The organism is Bacillus sp. A260 (assembly GCF_009861435.1).
GTDB lineage: Bacteria > Bacillota > Bacilli > Bacillales > Bacillaceae_G > Bacillus_A > Bacillus_A cereus.
Genome location: NZ_CP046398.1, coordinates 1,506,631 through 1,528,497 on the forward strand (window position 1 = coordinate 1,506,631; position 21,867 = coordinate 1,528,497).

Here is a 21,867-nt window from a genome sequence, read left to right on the forward strand (position 1 = left end):
CTTGGACGAGTTACAACGTAGTGGGATATAGGTAATGAAAAAGAGATTGTAATTTGGTTTCAACCAAACTACAATCTCTTTTTTGTTTCAATTACTTCCACCAAATCCAAGTCCAAAGGTAATTTCGTACATTTCGAGGAGTAATGCGAATGAAGCGTTCACCGTCAAAGAAGCAATTTAAATTTGGAAGTGTTTCATCTGGATTTTCTGGAACAAAAGTGACGATGTTTTCGTTACTTGTAACGGTTACTGTAATTGGTGGGTCGGTAGGGGAGACTTGAAGTTGTAACGAAATATTGGCCGTATTTTTAAATTCATTATTAACAGGTGGACTTATTACTTGTACTGTGAATAATACGATAATTGTTTCGTTTGGTTCCAAATTAGTGGCAACTAGGAAACCGATATTCGGATTCGCTAGTGGAGAGCGTTCACCGTTAATAAAGACAGTGCCGTTTATAAATTGTAAACCTGCTGGAATGGTATCTTGTAAAGAAATATTTGAGAGTGAAATTTTGGAAGTATTTGTAATACGTACCGTGTAATCAAAATATTGATTTAAATAAGCTGAGCTGACGGAAGCATTTTTCGTGACTGTTGCAGTTATAAATTGAATTGGTATACGAACAATATTTGAATTAACAATGAAAGTAATAATTGGATCCTGTGGTGTCAATTGAAAGGCAGCGGTAACTGTTGCAGAATTTATAATTGTACTGTTTGAAGGAATAGAAGTTACGAGAACTTGAAATGTTATAGTTGCTACTGAATCTGCAGGTAAAGAGCCGATATTAATACCAGTGTCTGGACGAACATTTGTAACGGGAGTACCGTTAATTGTTACGCTGTTTTCTATAAATGTTGTACCAGCTGGAATGCTGTCTATAACAGAAGTACTGATTGTCGGAATTGGGGAGTGATTAAATACCGCTAATGTGAATGTAATGATATCTCCTATAACGACAATAGATTTGTCAGCTGTTTTTTCAATGTCAACCATCGGATCAACGACTGTCGTTGTAACGGTATTTGTTTGCTTTGTAACTGTATTTATTTGCTTTGTAATCGTAATAGGTGGTTGGATTGGACCGACAATAGGCGTATAGGAAATAGTAGCATCGTTATTGATTGTAGATTGAAGAGTAGAAGAAGAAATTGTCACTTGGAATGTAATAATAACAGATTCATTTGGAGCAAGATTTCCTAACGTAATACCATTTTCCGGATTCGCATTAGGTTGATTGATTCCGTTAATCGTAACACTACCAATAACAAATGTCGTATCTGCTGGTGCTGTGTCTACTAAAAGAAGGTCTTCGATAATGATATTACCATTATTAGTAATCGTGATGGTATACGTTAAAGTTTGACCGGGTAAGGCACTTGTGAAATCAACAGCTTTTATCGCAATGACATTATCATTTTGGACAGTAGTTGTGACGGTGTTTGTTGTAGTCGTATTTGTAACAGGTACGTTATTTGGGTTGACTATATAGTTAAAAGTAGTAATTGCGTTGTTGTTTAGTTCATTTGGTGTTGGAATAGAAGTCACAGTTACTTGGAATGAAACGATAGCATCTTCACCAATAGTTATAGTACCAATTGGTATGCCGCTTACTGGATTCACTCCTGGAAGAGTTTCTCCGTTTACAATGACGCTATTTTCTATAAACGTAGTACCTTGAGGAATAATATCTTGAATGATTACATCATTTACTGCAACATTACCGGTTTGATTTAGTGTAATCGTATACGTTAACGTATCACCAACCGTTGCAAATGCAAGGTCAACAGCTTTATTACTATTCAAATTTGCGTGATTAATTTCTGTTGCGGCAGCTGATGAAGTAATAGTTTCGGTAATAGGTGGTCGATCTGGTAACGTGTATTCATATTCAATTGTACTCGTGTTAGAGATTGGATTTGTTTGTGGAATCGAAGTAACCCTTACTTGGAATAGAATAGTTGCTGTCGTATTAGGTGGAATGGTATCAATTTGTATACCGTTAAGAGGATTGTCATTTGGCCGAGCGTTGCCGTTCACGATAACACTATTCTCTATAAAGCTCGTATTTGCTGGGATAATATCTGTAACAATAATGTTTTCGACTTGTATATTTCCGTTATTTATGATGGAAATTGTATAAGGGATGATAGTTTGTAAGTCAGCATATTGGATAGGTGTTGTTTTTGTCGCAATTACATTAGCGGAAATAACTTCAGTGAAGGTAATATTGCTAGTCGATATTTGTTCTTCCACGTTTATTGTATAACGAGAAGTTGATTGATTTTGAACATGACCGCTAGCAGGAAGAGCTACGACGGTAACAGAAAATGTGACTGGGATAGAAATGTTAGGAGCAATCGTTCCCACAAGTATACCTACACTTGGGTTGGCGTTAAGCTGAGGAATGTTATTTACTAAAACGCTACCGTCAATAAAGGTTGTTCCATCAGGTATATTGTCTGTAAATACAACAGCAGTGGCATCCGTATTCCCTGTATTCGTTAAAGTTGTTGTATAAGTTAAAATGTCACCAATCGTTACAGAGGTTAAATCAACAGTTTTAAGTGAAACGATATCAGCATCATTAATTTGAACGAAAGTAGTATTGGAAGTAGTAGATTTTTGAATTGGTGCAAAGTCAGGATTGAAAATAAAGTCGTAGGCGATGTTTGCAGTATTAGGTGTTGGATTTACAGTAGGTAAATTCGTAACGGAAACTTGGAATGTTATTGTAGCCATTTGACCTGCTGCGACATTAGGAATGGAAAAGCCGATATTCGGATCTGCTGCAGGAAGTACAGTATTATTAACTATTACACTTCCTGGAATAAATACTGTTCCATCTGCTATAGTATCTGTAAAAAAGATGGAGTTAGTTGTAGCCGATCCATTATTTTGAATGAATACTGTATATTCAATGGTTTCATCAATAGTAGCTAATACAGTATTAGCAGATTTTGTAGCAATAAGAATAGCATCAATAAATTGTATGTTTGTAGCATTGGAAGAGGTCGTTTCTGAAATTGGTGGTGTGCTTGGGTCTGGTCGATACTCATAGTGAATGACGGCGATATTATTAATGTTATTTTGTGGCGGTATAGAAACTACGCTTACTTGGAACGTAACAATAATCGTATTATTTGGAAGAATTATATCAAGATTGATACCGGTAATTGGATTTTCGTTAGGTCTTGGTACGCCATCTACAAGAATGCTATTTGGAACGAATGTGGTGCCAGAAGCAATTGCGTCAAGTAGGAGAGTATTTGTAATAGGTATTGTACCGGCGTTTGTAACTGCGACTGTATATGTGATGATTTGACCGATACGTGTAATGGATCTGTTAGCGGATTTAATTGCACTAACATTTGCCGTTCGCACTTCAGTATTTACTGCATTTGATAACGATCTACGCTGAATAATTGGAGAACTAGGGTCAATTTGGTATTCGTACGAAGTGTCTGAAATATTAATGACTGTATTGCCCTCTGGTATATTTGTAAGTTGTACTTGGAATGAAATAGTGACTGTTTCATTTGGTTGTATCGTGCCGAGAGTTACTCCGTTTTCAGGATTCACGCCAGGCTGAATTACATTATTTATTGCTAAGCTATCTTCAATGAATATAGTATCTTCTGGAATGTTATCAATGAACACGATATTGTTAGCCGGAACGGTTCCTATATTTTGAAGTGTATTTGTGTAGGTAATCATTTGCCCGATTGATACGAAATTTACATCCGCACTTTTAACAGAAATAATATTTGCATTTTGAAGTGATGTTGTAACAATGTTAGAATTTGCAGAGCGATTTACTGGTGGGGCTGTAGGAATACTTACATATTGGTAAGTTGCTGAAGATTGATTTACAATTTCAGTTTCATTCGGTGGATTATTTGTTTGCACTTGAAATAGTATCGTTTTGGAACTGTTTGCTGGAATTGTTCCAATCGGTATTCCGTTTTCAGGATTTACACCTGGCTGAAGGACACCATTAATTGTGACACTATCGGGAACGAATGTAGTCCCAGCAGGGATAGAATCTGTGAAATTAATATTTATTGCGTCAACATTACCGATATTTTTCACTTCAGAAATATAAAGTATAGTTCCACCGATATCTACAGTTGTTGGATTGGATGTTTTTGTAATTGCCAATTGTGCTTGCACGAAATTTGTAATAACGATATTACTAGTAGATGTTTCAGTAATAGGCGGTTGCCCTGGGTCTGGTTGGATTGTATATGTTGTATTGGATTGATTTGTAATCGATTCTTGGGAGAATGAATCGTTAATAAGAATTTGGAACGAAATAAGGTGAGTAGCGTTTGCTGCTAAAGTAGGTAAAGTAACACCTACATTTGGATTGGCATCAAGTATAGTTGTTCCGTTAAGTGTAAAACTATTTTCTACGAATGTAGTATCTTGGGGGATCGTATCTGAAAATATGAGATTAGTAGCTGGAATATTTCCTGTATTTTCTAGTGTTATTGTGTAAGTCAAAATATCACCTGTTGTTGCTTGCTGTGCATTGACTGCTTTTAAAGAAAGGATAGTCGCATCCGAAATTTGTGTGAAAGCAGGATTAGACGTAATTGTTCGAGAGATGATAGGAGCAGTTGGATCGGCGATAAAAGTATAGTCAATACGGGCTGTATTAGAAATTGGGTTTACGCTTGGAATAGATTGAACGATAACCTGGAATGTTACAGTGACGATTTCTGACGGTGTGATGGAGTTTAATGGTATTCCTACGTTAGGATCAGCATCTGGAACGGAAACGCTATTAATAGTTACGCTATTCGGAATAAAGGCAGTTCCTTCGGGGACCAAATCTGTTAAAGTAACTGTATTTGCAGTAGTATTTCCGTTATTTTGAACGACTACTGTGTAAGTGATTGTACCGTCAGTAGATTGTACGAGAGAATCTGTACTTTTAATTACGGATAATGATGCATCAACAACAGCTGTATTAACCGTATTAGACGAGGATGTTGCTGTAACAGGAGGTTGACTTGGATCGACAATATACGTGTAACTTGTAAGTGCTTGATTTATAATTGCTCCTTGTGGTGGAATAGAACTTGCAAGAAATTGGAACGTAATAGTAGCGGAATCACCTGGTGCGATAATACCAACGGGAATACCGAGAGTTGGACTTGCATCTGGAAGTGAAATCCCGTTGAGCGTAACACTATTTGGAACAAATAATGCTCCTTCAGGAACGCCGTTAATGAGTAATACAGAGTTTGCAGGGAAGTTTCCAGTATTCGTTAATGTTGCTGTATACGTAATTACATCCCCGATAGACACAATTGAACGATTTGCTTGTAAAACAGTTGTAACAGTCGCGTTATTAATTTGTGTTGAAGCGCTATTAGAATTTATCGTGCCTGTAACAGGAGGAGAGGCCGGATCAACGATGAATGTGTATTGAATAGATGCTACGTTTGTAATCGGATTTGAAGGTGGAGTTGATGTAACTATGACTTGGAAAGTAACGGTTAAGGAACTATCCGAGCTAATTGTTCCGATATTCACTCCGTTATTTGGATTTGCACCTGGAATGGTACTTCCATTTACAGCAAAACTATTTTCAACAAAGGTTGTTCCTGCTGGAACTGGGTCTGAGAAATTTACATTCGTAGCGTTTGTATTGCCGCTATTTTGAATCAAAACTGTATAAGTGATCGTATCTCCAATATTTGCAAAGGCTGTATTAGCAGTTTTTACAGCTGAAAGTATTGCTGTATTAATAGAAGTAACGAAGACATTCGTTTCCACATTTCCAGGTTGATCCAGTAATGCATTGCCTACGTTATATTGGAAGTTAACAAATCCTAAGTTTTGGAGTTCAGGTGTGAACGTTGTTGGATTACTTACGATTTGTACTTGGAATATGATTGTAACAGTTTGATTTGGATTGATTGTATTTATGCCAACACCGTTAATAATCGAAGCGGATGGTAATGGAGTGCCATCAACAATAACTGATCCTGCAACAAATTGTGTCCACGATGGTAAAGGGTCTGAGAATATAGCGTTGTTAGCAGGAATATTGCCTGTGTTCGTAATAGTCGTTGTATACGTAATCGTATCACCAATCGTTGCAAAAGTTTTATCTCCTATTTTAATAGTATTTAAAATAGCACTTTCAATTTTTGTTGTAACGTTGTTAGAAATAATGTTTTTTGAAACTGGGGGATTAGCTGGATTAACGATATGTTGAAAGCTAACGCTAGCTTGATTAGTAATTGGATTTATAGGCGGAATTTCATTGGCGATAATGTTAAATGCTACGATGACAGATTCGTTTGGCGCGATATCACCGATTGGAACGCCTGTAATGATATCTGCATTTGGGATGCTAGTTCCGTTCAGTGTAAAGCTATTCGGTTCAAAGGAAGTTCCGTCTGGAATAAGGTCGGTAAAAATAACATTCGTTGCACTTACATTTCCGCTATTTGTAATTGTAACGGTGTAGGTAATATCCTGCCCGATATCTACCGTAGATACATTTGAATTTTTTTGTGCAGTAAGGATAGCGCTATTAATTTGTGTTGTCGTTGTATTAGATTGATTGGAAGTTGTAATAAGTGGCTGGCTAGGATCAACGACATAATGATATGTGGTAGAAGCAGAGTTAGAAATGGGATTAAGTGTTGGAAGTGTAATAACAGTTGCTTGGAATGTAACGATTGCCGTATTACCAGCATTAATGGAACCAATATTTACACCAGTTGATAAATCGGCGTTTGGAATGATTTGCCCATTAGCTGTGAAACTATTTGGAACGAAACTTAAATTGCTATCAAGAATATCGATAATAGTTACATCAGTTGCGGTCACATTTCCGGTATTAGGAAGGTTAAGTGTAAATGTTATTGTATTACCAACATCCGCAAAAGTAAGATCTGCTGTTTTGGTGCTAATAATAGTTGCGTTGTTTATTTGAAGGAGTGTAGTGTTGGAAGTAGCTGCACTTGAAACGGGAGGATTAACAGGATCAACAGTAAATTCATACGTCGTTGATGCTGTATTTGGTGCTGGGTTACTAGGGGGAATATTGTTTACTGTAACTTGAAAGACGATACTATATATTTCATTTGGTGGAAGTGTTGCAAGTAATACACCTGTATTTGGATCCGCGTTAGGTTGTAAAACGCCATCGATAGTTAATGTGTTAGGAACAAATGTGAGTCCACTTGGTAATGCATCTGTGAATACAATATTAGTTGCATCGGTATTGCCTACATTGGTAATAGAAGTAGTATAAAAAGCAGTTTGCCCGATATCTGCAAAGGATACACTTTCATTTTTCGTCATAGACAATATTGCTTCGTTAATTTGGGTTGAAACAGGATTACTAATTGAAGTTTCTGCATCAGGCGGTGAGACTAATTGATACGATGTTGATGAGAAATTTACAATTGGGTTTTGGGTTGGTAATGATGTTACAGTAACTTGGAACGAAACTGTTACTGTAGTCCCGGCTGTTATTGTCCCAATATTCACACCGTTCGATGGATCCGCCCCACTTTGAGGAACTCCATTAATAGAAAATGTGTTTGCAATAAATGTAGTGACGTTTGGCACTGTATCTGTAAATATAACATTTTGTGCAGATGAGTTTCCATTGTTTGTTAAAACGACAGTATAAGTGAGTGTGTCTCCAATACGACTAAAGGATTTATCGACTTGTTTTAATGAAAGAATGTTAGCTGTATTAATCGTAGTAAACACTGTGTTTGAAGTAACGTTTCTTGAAACGATCGGTGCATTTGGATCAGCGATAAATGTGTAAGAAGCAGTAGCGGAATTGGCTACAGGATTTTGGTTTGGTGTAGAAGTAGCAGTAACTTGAAATGCGATAGATATTGAGTTGTTAGGAGCAATTGATCCGATTGTTATACCTGTATTAGGATCGAGTTCGATGTGTGTACTGCCATTGATTGTGACACTATTCGGAATGAACGTTGTGCCGTCTGGAATAAGATCAGTGAAAGTAATATTCGTTGCATTTGTATTGCCATTATTCGTTAGAATGGTTGTATAGGTAATGGTATCACCTAGTGTTACAATTGTTTGATCGACCGATTTTACCATCGTTATCATAGCATCTAGTACCGGGTTTGTAACAATATTCGTTGAAGTAGAAGTTGTAATAGGAGTTCCGTTTGGATCGACAGTATAAGAATATAAAATTGTGTCATTACCCATAATCGAACTTGAAGGGGGAACAGAAAGAACATTTGCTTGGAAAGTAACGGTTACTGTTTCACCAGGAGCGATATTTGGTATAGTTACTCCAAGTGCTGGTTGCGCACCAGATTGCTGAACCCCATTTATTTTGACTGAGTTTGGTATAAAGGTAGTGTTAGCTGGAATTGCGCTCGTGAAAGTAATATTCGTTGCAGTCGTATTTCCTGTATTTGTAATAGTTGTTGTATACGTAATCGTATCTCCAACAGAAATGATAGATTTATCAACGCTTTTTTGGGTCGTTAATATTGCACTATTAATTGTTGTCGAAACAGCATTAGATACGTTCGTTTGTGTTACGGCAGGTTGGCTAGGATCAACTACATGTGCAAATTGTACAGAACTAAAATTAGAAATTGGATTTATACTTGGAATGTTTGTAACAAGTACGTTGAGAGTAATCACGGCCGTTCCATTTGGGTTTATATTTCCAATCTGAATCCCGTTAGATGGATTTCCGATTTGCTGTGTACCAGAATCGTTTGTAAGAGTGCCAGATATGAATGTCGTCCCATCAGGTAAAGTATCCGTGAAAATTATATTTTGTGAAGTGACATTTCCAGGGTTACTTAATGTAATTGTATAAGAAATTGTATCACCAATCGTTGCGAAAGTTTTATCTACAGATTTGATTGCCACAATTTCCCCAGAATTTATTTGTGTCGAAACAGAATTAGATGTCGTATTTCGTGAAACAAGTGGTAAATTAGGTCCTGTCATAAATTTATAATCAATAGAAGCGCCGTTTACAACCGGTGAGTTTGGTCCGCCTGGTCCAATTGTGAAAATTGGATTTGGAATGCTAACTACTTGCACACGGAAGGTAACATTTATAAAATCTCCTGCAATAATATCTCCAATTGGTATCCCGTTAGCTGGATTTACTCCAGGTAATAAAACTCCGCCTACTCGAACGCTATCTTCTATAAATACTGTGTTATTTGGAATCGGATCTGTAAAAATGATATTCGTAGCAGTTGTGTTTCCTACATTTTCTAATAAAACTGTATACGTTAAAAATGAATTTCCAGGTGCTATGTCAGAAAATAGCCGATCCACACTTTTCGTTGCCTGAATAATCGCTTCGTTAATTTGAACTAAAGTTGGATTACTTGTAGCTGTTTCTGTCACCGGCGGCTGGGTAGGATCAACAATGATCGAGTATGTCGTGCTAGACTGGTTCAAAGTTGGATTTGTAACTGGTATTGAGCCAACGATAGCTTGAAAGCTAATTGTTGTCGTTCCTCCAACTGGAATTGAGTCTAAAGAAATCCCGCTATCTGGTCTAAATCCAAGTTGTGGGATGGTATTAATTTGTACGCTATCAGGAACGAATGAAAGTTCAGGTGGTAATATATCGATAAAAACAGGTGTGTTTGCGGCAGTATTTCCGCTATTGGTGAGGGTAGTTGTATACGTAATTGTATCTCCAACAGCAGCAAAAGCACTGCTTGCAGTTTTTGTTGCGATAACAGAAGCAGTATTTACTTGTGTAAAGGTTTTATTAGATTGAACTGTTCGTGAAACTGGCGGTTCATTTATATCTACAATAAAGCTATATTGAAGCGATGATTTATTCGGGATTGGATTAGGGTTTGGAAGTGTTGTAATGTTTACTTGAAAACTGAGTGTAGCAGATGCATTTGAATTTAAGTTACCAATATTGATACCGTTTTGTGGATTTGCATTCGGAACGGTTACACCATTTATCTTAAAGCTATTTGGGATAAAGGTAGTACCGTTTGGAATTGTATCAGTAAAAATAATGTTGTTCGCAGTAGTATTTCCGTTGTTTGTAACAGCTGAAGTGAATGTAATTGTATCACCAATTGTAGCGAAAGTTGTACTAGCGCTTTTATTTATTACTAAAGTAGCGTCAATAATTGGTGTAACTGTTGTATTTGTTACAGTGCTACCAACAGCAGGAGATTGGTTTGGATTTACGGTATATTCATAATTTACAAGAGCATTATTTGTTAATGTGCCACTAGGTGGTATCGCTAAAATTTGTGCTTGAAAAGTAATGAATACAGTATCTCCTGGCGAAATATCTGCCAAGTGAACACCAAGTGATGGATCTAATCCTGGTTGTGGAACATTATTGATCGTTACGGAGTTTTGGATAAATGAAGCTCCTGCGCCAAGCCCATCTGTTAAAACAGTTGCACTAGCAGGGATATTACCTGTATTTGTTACTGCAATCGTATAAGTAACAATATCACCAATTGCAGCTGTCGGTGTATTCACAGACTTAGTAGCGACAATAGTAGCGTTATTAATTTGAGTTGTTATTACGTTACTTAACGTATTGGCGGATGCTGGAGGTAAGTTAGGATCTACGACATACTGGTACGTTGTATTATTTTGGTTCGGGATTGGATTTGGATTCGGGATAGAATTTACTTGTACTTGGAATGAGATGATTGTATTTGCATTCGGATTTATTGGGTCGATTGCAATTCCGCTTGCTGGATTGACATTAGGCAGTGTATTCCCATTTACAGTAACACTATTAGGAATAAACGATGTTCCGTTTGGAATTACATCTGTAAATATTACATTTGATGCAAGTGTGTTCCCGTTATTCGTTAAAGTAGTCGTGTACGTAATAATATCATTTACGTTAGCAAACTGTTTATCTGCAGATTTAGTAGCGGCAATTGAGGCGTTATTAATAGTTGTCTGTACAGTGTTAGAAGCAACCATCTGCATCACAGCAGGTTTGGATGGATCATACGTATATTGGAATGTTGTGCTTGATTGATTTGTAATTGGGTTTACAGCAGGGATAGTTGGTACAAAAACTTGAAATGCAACAGTGCGTGATGAATTCGCTCCTATCGTACCAATCGAAATGCCGTTAGCAGGATTTGCATTAGCTATAGGGACATTATTAATCGTTACAGTATTAGGAATGAAGAGGGTACCCGCTGGAATGATATCTGTAAATGTTACATTAGCAGCAGGGATATTCCCGTTATTCGTTAAAATAGTCGCATATAGTATGACATCACCGACATCAGCGAAGTTCGTACTCGTTAGTTTTGTAGCAATGATATTAGCAGTATTAATTTGTGTAGTTACTATATTGCTAGCAGTGTTTCTAACGAGAGCAGGTAAGTTTGGATCAGCGATAAAGCTATATTGAAGTGCAGCGCTGTTTTGAATTGGGTTTGGTGAAGGTAGCCCATTTGCACTTATTTGAAACACAATCGTTGTAAAACCACCCGAAGGAATGGAGCCCACTTGAAGACCGGCACTAGGGTCTGCACCTAGTTGTAAAGCACCACCTATAAAAATACTATTTGGAACGATAGTGGTGCCATTAGGGATTATATCGGTAACAATAACATTATTTGCTGTAGTATTGCCAAGATTAGCTAAAGAAATTGTATATGTGATTGGTTGCCCGACGTCGGCGATAGTTAAATCTACTTCTTTGACAATAACGACATTTGCTAAATTAATTTGTGTACTTACAGTGTTACTTACAGATGTTTCTATAGTTGGTGGATCGCCCGGATTTAAAATAAAGCTATACTGTGTACTAGATGAATTTAATGTTGGATTTTGTGTTGGTAAAGAGGTGACGGTTACTTGATAAGAGACGGTAAGTGAACCGTTAGCAGCAATGGAAGGTAGCGGAACACCTATATTTGGATCTGCGTTATTTTGAAGTACACCATTAATAAGAAAAGTGTTTGGAATAAAGGTAGTACCGTCTGGATTCGTATCTACGAAAGTAGGGCTATCAGCAGAAACACTTCCTGCATTCGTCAAAGTAACAGTATAAGTTAATATATCCCCTACGGTAGCGAACGCTCGATCCACTGTTTTGGCTGAAATGACATTTGCATCGTTTACTTGAGTAAATGTAGTGGTTGAAGTAGTGTTCTTACTTACAGGTGAAGTGTTTGGATCAACGATAAAGTTATAGGAGATGGAAGCGCTATTTGAAATAGGGTTTGGATTTGGAATGCTAGTTATTACTACTTGGAATGAAGCTGTAATTGTAGTATTAGCATTGATGCTACCAATATTGATGCTAGCTGGTGTAACGCCTGGCTGAGTAACACTGTTAACTATAACGCTGTTTGGGACAAAGGCGGTTCCATTCGCAATTGAATCAGATAGTAATACATTGTTCGCTGCAACATTTCCATCGTTAGTAAGAGCAAAGGTGTAAGTTAATACATCGCCAACTTCCGCAAACGTTTTATCTACAGATTTATTAACGTGGAGATTTGCTAGTCTAATTGTTGATGTAACAGAATTAGAATTTGCTGTTTTTGAAGTCGGTGGCAAACTTGGATTTACAGTGTAAATATAAGAGGCGAAAGCATTATTAATAATAGGGTTTTGGGCAGTAATGTTAATGACTGTTACTTGAAAGGATAAGGTAAAAGTAGCTCCACCAGGAATTGTGCCGATAGGTAAAGCAACGAGAGAATCTACATTCTGCAAAACTCCGTTTAGTGTTACAGTACCAAGAGTCAATATCGTTCCGTTTGGAAGTGGATCTGTTAGTTGAACGTTATTAGCGGCTGCATTTCCACTGTTTGTAATAAGGATTGTATAACTTATCGTTTCGCCAATTGTGGCAAATTGTTTGTTAGTTGATTTTGTTAATGTTACATTCGCATTGTTAATTTGAGTGGAAACGAGATTAGAAGAAATGTTTTTTGTAACGGGAGATTGGCTAGGGTTGACGGTATATTGATAAGAAGCGCTTGATCCGTTAGATACGACATTTGACGCGGGTATTGTGTTTACTACTACTTGAAATGCAACAGTTTTTATTGTGCCGCTTGGGATGGATCCAATGTTCACGCCGGTAGCGGGATTTGCACCCACTTGTGTCGTGCCATCTATTGTTAAACTGTTTAGAACGAAAGTTGTTCCAGTAGGGATGACATCTGTAAAAATAACATTGTTCGCATTTGTATTACCTGTACCTGTAAAGGAAACGGTGTACGTTAGTGTATCACCAATATCTGCAAAATTTTTATCTACTGCTTTCGTCATTGTTACAGTAGCATTATTCACTTGAGTGGAGACAATATTTGTCGTATCAGTCCCACTTACTGCTGGTTGATTAGATACAGGAATGTATTGATATGTTGTTGTTCCACTATTTAATATTGGGTTTGTTTGAGGGATAGAAGGAACGAGCACTTGGAATGAAATAGTAGTAGTAGAATTTGCAGCAATTGATCCAATTGATATACCATTAGCGGGATTTGCGCCAGCTTGAGTAACTCCGTTCACAGTTACACTCCCTGGAATGAAAGTAGTCCCGCTAGGAATCGGATCCGTATATATCACATTCGTTGCAGCGATATTTCCTATATTAGCTAAGGCAATACTGTAAGTTAATGTTTCACCAATATCGGTAAAAAGTTTGTTAACTGATTTTGTTCCATTAATATCTGCAAGGTTAATTTGTGTTCCAGCAGAGTTACTTGTTGCAAGACCATTAAAAGTTGTTCCTCCGGCGATTGGTGTATATTGAAATGTAATATTAGCAGTGTTAGAGATAGGATTTTGACTTGGAAGAGAAACGACAGTAGCTTGGAAAGTTACTATACGAGAAGCACCATTATTAATTGTTCCAAGAGATATACCAGCCGCAGGATTTGCATTTGTTTGTGGTACGTTATCTACTGTTACAGTGCCGGGTATAAAAGAAGTACCATTAGGGAGACTATCTATAAAAATAGCGTTATTGGCAGGAAGAAGCCCGGTGTTAGGGATAGTAACTGTATAAGTGAGAATATCTCCAATTGCAGCAATACTTTTATTTACGCTTTTCGTTGCTTGTATATTTGGGGAGTTTATATTAATTTGTAAGCCGACTGTATTTAACATATATGCATCTCCGTTAGTAGTTAAACGGATTGCGGCGGATACTTGTGAGTTTGTTAAATAAGGAGAAATATCAATAGAAGTAATATCCCAGCCCTGTCTTCCAGCGGAGATGTTTGTACCTGTAGAAGCACTTTGATTTCGCGTTCCAAATGTCCCAGTTGTATCTAAGTTTCCTGCAGCATTATTAACTTGAGAACCGAAGAAATTATTTACAGCATTATTTGGCCCAGATAAAGCATTTAATGAACTGAAATTTGGTCCAAATAATGCTTGATCCCCTATTAAATCTGCATCTCCTTCAATAGAACTTAAAAATAATCTCCCGCTTACAGGTCCTCCTGAAGGTGTTAAAAATCCAGAAACGGCTACATCTGCACTACCGGTATCAGCAGAAACACGGTTACCCGCTACATAAATGGTTAAGTTTCTTGCTGGCAATGTCCCGTTTTGATAAGCGACGATAAGCGTCCATCCAGCCGAATTAATTGTTCCATTAGAAGCATCTATAGGATCTACAAGTCCAGGAACCGCTCCTGTAGTATAGGAACCAGCACCTCCCGCTTGAATAAGAGTTGTTACGTCTGCTGAACGAGTGTAAAAGCCAAATGTAATAGAGTTTGAAACGAAAGTTTGATTTGAAGCCGTAACAGCTGAAGGAGTAATCGAGTATGTTGAAACAGGTGTTGTAAAAGAAACTGGGTTTCCTAATACACTCGTAATGTTTTGATCACGAGATAAATAGTTTCCACCCCAAACGAGTTCTGCGTAAAGAATAGTACTACCAGCAGGGATATTTAAAATAGCGGTAGAACTATTTTGTGTATAGTTTAATGTTGTACCAGCAGGAAAAGTAGGTACTTGTAAAGCAGTATTCGTAGTTGCGAATGCACCAATTGCCCCGATTGTACCAGCACGGTTTTGATTGCTGATTTTACTTAAGCCTAAAGTATTACCTGTAATAGCGAGTGCGCCGTTAGTGGTGGTAGAAAATCGATTCGTAATGGGCATGTTGTCACCTCATTTACAATATAGTCTTGGTCAAAATAACATATGTGTGTGACAAATAAAGGGAAACATGTACAAGTTGATTTCGTAATAATGATTTAAATGTCTAGATAAGGGGATGGAGTATGAGTGAATTAGAAATTAGGTTGGAGCGTCTTAGGGAAGAACAAATAGGCGATATTGTATCATTATCTTCTTATATTGGTTGGGATTATAACAGAGAAGAAATTGAGACTATTTTTAACGCAGGGATTGTATACGGTGTTTGGAATGAGAAAGAGGAACTAATTGCTAGCGCAGCAATAATATTATATGGGGAGAAATTAGCATCTATCGGAATGGTGATTGTACATCCAGATTATAAGGGGAGAGGGATTGGAAAGATAATAACGGAAGCGTGTGTTAAAAGCGTATCAGCTCATACTCCAATTATGCTTATTGCTACGGATGAAGGGAAACCTTTATATGAAAAGTTAGGATTTAGGGCAGTAAGTTATGTTTCTAAATACATATGTAACTCATACAATGCGAAACATTATTGTGTAAGAAATGAAGATTATGTGGTGAATTATGAAGAGGGTGATTTAGAAAAAATAATAAAAATAGATGAATATGCGTTTGGAACAAATAGAAAAGAGTTTTTAAAGAAAAGAATTATGCAAAGTGAACAGTGTATCGTTGTAAAGGACAAGGAACAAAATGTATTAGGTTACGGTTTAAGCATACAAACACCAGAAAATAAGATAATAGGGCCGGTTGTTGCTAAAAATGATGAGATGGCAATGAGAATTGTACATGATTTAGCAAAAGGGCATAATGGTAAATTAAGAATTGATGTACTAGAAGGAAAGAAAGATTTCATGAAAGTATTAGAGATTGCTGGTTTTAAAAAGGTGAATACACCACCAATTATGATGAAAAATAGCGGTCAATTATTAAAAAGGAATAATGAGTTATATAGCATTGCAGCACAAATTTTTGGGTGAAAAAGAATCCTTCTGAATGAAGGATTCTTTTTCGCTAATCACGATATTGATCATGAGTCGGCTGAAAGAGGTCTTCCTCGATATCTCTCACCATAGAAAAATGATCAACGTTATAATGACCGTGTAAAGTTTTATTGTGATGACCAATAATTTGCTCTGCAGACAATACGTTAGAATCAGTTGTTGAATGCCCGTTTTTAATTAATGTAACGTCAAATCCTTGTACAGTTGCTGTCCTAACGGCAGTGTCAATGCAATGTTCTGTTTTACATCCGCCTATAACAATATGATTAATGTTTTCTTCTTTTAAAAGTTCAAGTAAAGAAGTGCCGTAGAATGAATTGGTTGCTGCTTTATTAATAAAGATTGCAGACTGGGGTACTTGAATTTGATTATGTACTTCAAATCCTTCGCCACTACCAGAAGCAACATCGATGTCTCTTACGAAAACAATAAGAGCATTTGAATCTATTGCTTTCTGCAGGGCTATATTTAGTGTAGATAATAGCTCGGTTTTACGAAAAACTTCATTTTCTTGCTCATTTCCATCAATTAATTCTTGCTGAGCGTCAATAATTAATAGTGCTTGTTTCATCGTGTCTCCCCTTTAATATGAAATAAGTTCCACTGTACATATTCCTTCAGATTGTTAGAAAATCCTCCATTGTAAGAGAAGTAGAAGATTGATTTACAAAGTTGTCAAAGAAATTTCATTCTCATAGCGTGTAAAAACATGTATGATAGGAGATGGAGAATTTTTGAGTAGGTGGGAATAACATGCAAACAGTAGAAGATTATCTTTCATTCTTACATACGAAAGGATTTAAATTATCAGAGGAAGCACAAGGGTTTATTATGTTTGGACAAGGATATACTGGTGCGTCTGATGGGATTGTGAACGCAGCAATAGAAGCGACAATTAAACATCAATTGCAGTTTGATGGTAGTTATTTCGTTGCGTTATTAGAACGATTGAAAGAGGAAGAAATTACAGATAAAAAAAGCGCTAAGGCTTTTATGCGGAAGTTACAAGCGTAACTTCACGCAGCCTGCGCTTCTTTTTTTGTTTTGGAAGGTAATTCAACAAAAATCATGCCTAGAAAAATACATAGACATCCGATAATAGCAGAAATAGAAAGTTGTTCATTTGCAACGAGAACGCCTGTTAATGCAGCAAAAACGGGCTCCATTGCGAAAATAATTGCTACTCTCGTTGGAGAAGTGTGTTTTTGTGCCGATGTTTGAATGAAAAAAGCAATAGATGTTGCAAACAGGGCAGTTAGAAAGAGTGCGAATAAAAAGGATTGATTCGTCCATAGTGATACTGAAAATAACTTTTCCCAATCTTCAAACAAGAAAGCGCAAATAGAAGAAAATATACCAACAGCTAATACTTGAGATGTGCTTAATAATAAAGGTGATATTTTTTTAGAAAAGAAGCCGTTAATAAGAATATGGGCAGCGAAAGCGACTGCACAACCAAGAACAAGTATATCTCCTATATTTAATTGGAAAGAATCAGCAGCTGTTAATAAGTACAAACCTGTTGTAGCTACAGCAATACCAAGTATGATGAACATGGTGGCTTTTTGTTTTAAAAAGATAAATGATAAGATTGGGACCATAACAATGCTTAGCCCAGTTAAGAAACCTGCTTTTGAAGAAGTTGTATAGAGTAAGCCAAATGTTTGTAATAAATAGCCGACAAATAAGAAGAACCCAACCATTAATCCAGCTAAACTACTATGTTTTAATTCTTGTTTTGAAGTTTTCTGTGAGAAAATAATTTGAACGAATAATAAAATAATTCCAGCGAATAAAAAGCGAATACCATTAAACGTAAATGGACCAACGAAAGACATAGCGTTTTGAACGACAACAAACGTAGCTCCCCAAATAAAAGAGACAAATAATAAAGCAAGAGGAGCAATCCACTCTTTTTTCACACTCATACCCCCGTTAATTTTGTAAGATAGCTTTTCTAGCTAATTCATCAGCTACTTTATTTTGACTACTTGGAATCCACTTAATAAAAAAGAGATCGAAGTTTTTTATGTACTGCAGCGCTTCATCTAAAAGAGGTGCAAATATTTTATTTTTTGCGTATTCCTTTTCAACAGCCCGTTCGACAAGCTGGGAATCTGTACGAAAAGAGACAGTGCTATAATTATGCTCGATGCAATATTTTAATGCTAGAAGTAAAGCGCGGTATTCTGCTTCATGATTGGACATTGTTCCAAGTGGTACTGATAATTGTACAGGTGGCTGAACGCCTTTAATAAACACTCCTGCACCAGAAGGACCAGGATTTCCTTTTGATGCACCATCAATATATACTTCAATCAAAATGAGAAACCTCCAAATTATAAGATGATCCCCTACTTAAATATTTTTTTGAAGTAGGGGATAGAGTAGTTATCCGATTGTGATGCTGTAACGACATGTAAATGTTTCATTCGCTTGTAAAGATTGAATTCCCTTTTTGTCCTTGAAATCTTTTGCTGGATTTACTTCATCAGCGATGCCATACCAAGGTTCAATACATAAGAAAGGTGCGTTATCCCCTGATGTCCATACGCCAACAAATGGGAATCCATCAAATTCTACTTTTACAAATTTATTATGTTTATGAGAACGAATCGAAATTTCATTCGTATTCATATGTTCAAAAATAAGTGCATCATTTTTGAATAAATCATATGTAAGTGGCAATTCAGTCGTATTTTCAGCGATTAATTGCTTTTTGTTTGAAAGATAAGGTCCTTCTAATACGCTTGTTTCTAAGCGTTCCGAACCATTAAACGATAAGTGATAATCTGTAAATGATTCACCGTCCAATAAAGGGAAGTTGAATCCAGGGTGTGCTCCAATTGAGAAGAACATCTCTTTTGAAGTAGGATTGTTTACTTCATATGTTACATGAACACTTTGTCCATCTAGCTCATAAGAAACGAGTAATTCAAATTCGTATGGGTATTTTTTTAATGTTTCTTCATTACTAGTAACGGTATAAGTGATCTTTGTTTCGTTTTGTTCTTTCACAGAGAAAGTAAGATCACGGGCGAAACCGTGTTGTGTTAATGAATATGGTTTACCGTCTACGTAGTATGTATTATCTACTAATCGACCGACAATTGGGAACAAAATTGGTGCACGGCGTCCCCAATAAGTAGAATCACCTTGCCATAAATATTCTATGTTGTCTTCTTTTAAGCGAACGCTCTGTAATTCTGCACCTTTGTCAGAAATGGAAACGATCACTTTTTCATTTTGAATTGTTGCTGTCATGAAGTGAAACCTCCTAAATCTTTCATATGTTTTATTATACGTTGTCTAAAAGAAAAAAGGTAGTTCACGATAGGAATCTATTGACGAAAGAGGGGCTACCACGTAAAATATAATCTTGTTGCTTAAAAAACGAATAACGTGGTTCGAAACCATCCCACGTAAAAAAACTAAGGAGATTTTGTCATGAATATTAGAACATTAGTCGGTAATGGTATTTTAGCGGCATTATATATTGCTGTTTCTATGCTTATTCAGCCATTTGGCTTTACGAATGTACAATTTCGTATTTCAGAGATGTTTAATCATCTCGTTGTATTTAACAAGAAAGCAATTTACGGAATTGTATTAGGTGTATTTTTAACGAATCTCTTTTTCTCACCTATGATCGCTTACGATTTAGTATTTGGAGTAGGGCAATCTATTCTTGCGTTAGTTGCAACGATTATTTCTATGCGATTTATTAAAGGTGTTTGGGCTCGTATGATTTTTAATACAGTTATCTTTACAATTACAATGTTTATGATTGCAATTGAACTTCATCTTGCATTGGGTTTACCATTTATGTTGTCTTGGTTAACTTGTGCAATTGGTGAATTTGTTGTCATGGCGATCGGTATGCCTGTAATGTACTGGATTAATAAGCGAGTACAATTTGAAAGATTTATGTAATAGATGAAAGAGCTATTCCTATAGGGATAGCTCTTTTTGTATGTAATCATATTGAATATAATGCTGTGACTCTAGATAAAATATAATAAAATAAAGTGAGGCTTCAATTAGCCGGATATATATAAGAAGTCTTACATAAGGGGAATGTAGTATGAAATATAAAATTCATTGGTTGTATAAAACGAAGCGTGGATTGCAGACGGAATTAACAACAGAGTATATGAACATAGAAGAAGTACTTCAATTTGCAGAGGATTTTGAGAAAACAGGAAGAGCTAAGGAACTTTTATTTTACGATGAAATGGACGCAGAATGGTCATTAAAAGAGATGAAAAAGTTAAGTAAGCAAGTAGAGGAAGAGCCCCAAGAAATACTCGTTTATTTTGATGGGGGGTATGATGTGCAAACGAAAGAAGCTGGCGTTGGTATATGTGTGTATTATAAAAAAGGAAATACAAACTACCGCATTCGCCGCAATGCATATATAGAAGGTATATATGATAATAATGAAGCGGAATATGCATCATTATTATACGGTATGAATATACTCGAGGAACTAGGGATTAAGTATGAAGCAGTTACACTTCGCGGAGACTCACAAGTGGTACTGCAGCAATTAGCCGGAGAATGGCCTTGTTATGATGAACATTTAAATCATTATTTAGACCAAATTGAGCAAAAGGCGAAGCAAATGAAATTAAAACTTATATGTGAGCCGATATCTAGAAAACAAAATAAAGAAGCACATCAATTAGCTACGCAAGCATTAGAAGGAACAAGTATTGATAGTCATAAAGAAATAACCGAATAGAGAGGTGCAAAGGTGGATAAAAAGCAACTCATTACAGAGGTAAATGACTTATTAGAAACGTATTGTGAAGGATGTTTTTTGCGAGAACATAATCGAAAGACAAATAGTAAGTATTACGCTCATTCATTTTGTATAAGGCAATGTACAGTGGGAGAAACATTGAAAAAGTATGGGGAACAGTTGTCATGAAAAAACATCCAGAGAAAATTCTCTGGATGTTTTTTAGTGTCTTGCTTCGTTTAGTTGATGCTCACATTTATTTAATTTTTTTTCCTCATTCATTAAAAATGGCTCATCTAAATCAGTTGCAACAGATTTCATAATTTCAAGCTGAGAGCGAGCTGCTTCTACAGCAGTAGTAGCATGTTCTAATGTATCTGGATCCATTGAAATTGTTGCTGATCCTACCATTTTTTGTGCTGTTTCTACACGGAATTTCACTTCTTCAAAATCATTTACTTCTGATCCCATTAATAATTCCTCCTTTGTATAGTGCGCATTTCACATAGTTTTTGCTCTGTAAAACGGAAATATACAAAGGAATAACAAAGGAGGTTACCAAGTAAGGTAACCTCCTGTTATATGTTGGATTAAAGTTTTACTACGTTAGCAGCTTGAGGTCCGCGGTTACCTTCAGTAATGTCGAAAGATACTTCTTGACCTTCTTCTAAAGCTTTGTAGCCGTCGCCTTGAATAGCAGAGAAATGTACGAATACATCGTCAGCGCCTTCCATTTCGATAAATCCAAAACCTTTTTCGTTGTTAAACCATTTTACTTTTCCTTGCATGTTACAATTCCTCCTAAAAGCGTTTACTATTTTCATTTAGTGAAATTCATTTTAAAAAAATAATATAAACTAAAAATGCTATATTCTTGAATATTCTGCTAAATGATTAATTTAAATATACACGAATTGGGAGAATTTAGTCAAGTAAGCGATTTTATTTTTTTGTATTTTTAAATAATTTTT

12 protein-coding genes and 1 riboswitch are annotated in these 21,867 nt (G+C 36.3%); of the genes, 5 read left to right on the top strand and 7 right to left on the bottom strand.

Translation table 11 applies throughout. From position 1 onward, the window contains the following. Nucleotides 1-91: 91 nt before the first annotated feature. The gene (locus GD442_RS07780; protein ID WP_086407909.1) at nucleotides 92-15,145 is read right to left on the bottom strand and encodes a DUF7507 domain-containing protein; all 15,054 of its coding nucleotides are present in this window, start codon (nucleotides 15,143-15,145) and stop codon (nucleotides 92-94) included. 122 nt (nucleotides 15,146-15,267) lie between these two features. On the opposite strand from GD442_RS07780, the gene GD442_RS07785 reads away from it, so the two are divergent. Beyond that, nucleotides 15,268-16,128 (top strand): GNAT family N-acetyltransferase, encoded by an 861-nt coding sequence (locus tag GD442_RS07785; RefSeq protein ID WP_001292078.1) that lies wholly within the window; start codon nucleotides 15,268-15,270, stop codon nucleotides 16,126-16,128. Between the two features lie 34 nt (nucleotides 16,129-16,162). Here GD442_RS07785 and GD442_RS07790 read toward each other — a convergent pair whose 3' ends face one another. Beyond that, nucleotides 16,163-16,723, bottom strand: a complete 561-nt coding sequence (locus GD442_RS07790) for a cysteine hydrolase family protein (RefSeq protein WP_000806320.1) — start codon at nucleotides 16,721-16,723, stop codon at nucleotides 16,163-16,165. Between the two features lie 182 nt (nucleotides 16,724-16,905). Here GD442_RS07790 and GD442_RS07795 point away from each other — a divergent pair, with 182 nt between their 5' ends. Next, the gene (locus GD442_RS07795) at nucleotides 16,906-17,166 is read left to right on the top strand and encodes a DUF6123 family protein (RefSeq protein ID WP_001195212.1); all 261 of its coding nucleotides are present in this window, start codon (nucleotides 16,906-16,908) and stop codon (nucleotides 17,164-17,166) included. Between the two features lie 2 nt (nucleotides 17,167-17,168). On the opposite strand, the gene GD442_RS07800 is transcribed toward GD442_RS07795, so the two are convergent. From GD442_RS07800 to GD442_RS07810, 3 genes are all read right to left on the bottom strand, one after another. Beyond that, nucleotides 17,169-18,074 carry a DMT family transporter gene (locus tag GD442_RS07800; RefSeq protein ID WP_000712612.1) on the bottom strand — a complete coding sequence of 302 codons (906 nt, stop codon included), beginning with the start codon at nucleotides 18,072-18,074 and terminating at the stop codon, nucleotides 17,169-17,171. A 13-nt stretch (nucleotides 18,075-18,087) separates the two neighbouring features. After that, nucleotides 18,088-18,474 (bottom strand): reverse transcriptase-like protein, encoded by a 387-nt coding sequence (locus GD442_RS07805; RefSeq protein WP_000573880.1) that lies wholly within the window; start codon nucleotides 18,472-18,474, stop codon nucleotides 18,088-18,090. Between the two features lie 69 nt (nucleotides 18,475-18,543). Continuing rightward, complete coding sequence (locus GD442_RS07810) at nucleotides 18,544-19,416, bottom strand: aldose 1-epimerase family protein (protein ID WP_000127391.1); 873 nt, start codon at nucleotides 19,414-19,416, stop codon at nucleotides 18,544-18,546. A 132-nt stretch (nucleotides 19,417-19,548) separates the two neighbouring features. Beyond that, nucleotides 19,549-19,593: riboswitch (PreQ1 riboswitch) on the top strand. Nucleotides 19,594-19,599: 6 nt separating this feature from the next. Here GD442_RS07810 and GD442_RS07815 point away from each other — a divergent pair. From GD442_RS07815 to GD442_RS07825, 3 genes are all read left to right on the top strand, one after another. Then, a complete protein-coding gene (locus GD442_RS07815; RefSeq protein ID WP_001026474.1) occupies nucleotides 19,600-20,085 on the top strand; it encodes a QueT transporter family protein in 486 nt (161 codons plus the stop codon). A gap of 151 nt (nucleotides 20,086-20,236) precedes the next feature. Then, entirely contained in the window at nucleotides 20,237-20,896 is a 660-nt protein-coding gene (locus GD442_RS07820) for a ribonuclease H family protein (protein ID WP_000875547.1), read from the top strand. A gap of 12 nt (nucleotides 20,897-20,908) precedes the next feature. Next, the gene (locus tag GD442_RS07825) at nucleotides 20,909-21,085 is read left to right on the top strand and encodes a zinc-finger domain-containing protein (protein WP_000358801.1); all 177 of its coding nucleotides are present in this window, start codon (nucleotides 20,909-20,911) and stop codon (nucleotides 21,083-21,085) included. A gap of 33 nt (nucleotides 21,086-21,118) precedes the next feature. Here the strand turns inward: GD442_RS07825 and GD442_RS07830 are convergent, their stop codons facing one another. Beyond that, nucleotides 21,119-21,367, bottom strand: a complete 249-nt coding sequence (locus GD442_RS07830) for a DUF2564 family protein (protein ID WP_000534392.1) — start codon at nucleotides 21,365-21,367, stop codon at nucleotides 21,119-21,121. Between the two features lie 119 nt (nucleotides 21,368-21,486). Further along, complete coding sequence (gene cspB, locus GD442_RS07835) at nucleotides 21,487-21,684, bottom strand: cold shock-like protein CspB (RefSeq protein WP_001161731.1); 198 nt, start codon at nucleotides 21,682-21,684, stop codon at nucleotides 21,487-21,489. Between the last annotated feature and the right edge of the window lie 183 nt (nucleotides 21,685-21,867).

What these genes read in the sequence shown, in the direction of transcription:
- GD442_RS07780 (WP_086407909.1), bottom strand. Translation starts at nt 15,145, where the DNA reads ATGCCCATTACGAATCGATTTTCTACCACCACTAACGGCGCACTCGCT.
- GD442_RS07785 (WP_001292078.1), top strand. Translation starts at nt 15,268, where the DNA reads ATGAGTGAATTAGAAATTAGGTTGGAGCGTCTTAGGGAAGAACAAATA.
- GD442_RS07790 (WP_000806320.1), bottom strand. Translation starts at nt 16,723, where the DNA reads ATGAAACAAGCACTATTAATTATTGACGCTCAGCAAGAATTAATTGAT.
- GD442_RS07795 (WP_001195212.1), top strand. Translation starts at nt 16,906, where the DNA reads ATGCAAACAGTAGAAGATTATCTTTCATTCTTACATACGAAAGGATTT.
- GD442_RS07810 (WP_000127391.1), bottom strand. Translation starts at nt 19,416, where the DNA reads ATGACAGCAACAATTCAAAATGAAAAAGTGATCGTTTCCATTTCTGAC.
- GD442_RS07815 (WP_001026474.1), top strand. Translation starts at nt 19,600, where the DNA reads ATGAATATTAGAACATTAGTCGGTAATGGTATTTTAGCGGCATTATAT.
- GD442_RS07820 (WP_000875547.1), top strand. Translation starts at nt 20,237, where the DNA reads ATGAAATATAAAATTCATTGGTTGTATAAAACGAAGCGTGGATTGCAG.
- GD442_RS07830 (WP_000534392.1), bottom strand. Translation starts at nt 21,367, where the DNA reads ATGGGATCAGAAGTAAATGATTTTGAAGAAGTGAAATTCCGTGTAGAA.
- cspB (WP_001161731.1), bottom strand. Translation starts at nt 21,684, where the DNA reads ATGCAAGGAAAAGTAAAATGGTTTAACAACGAAAAAGGTTTTGGATTT.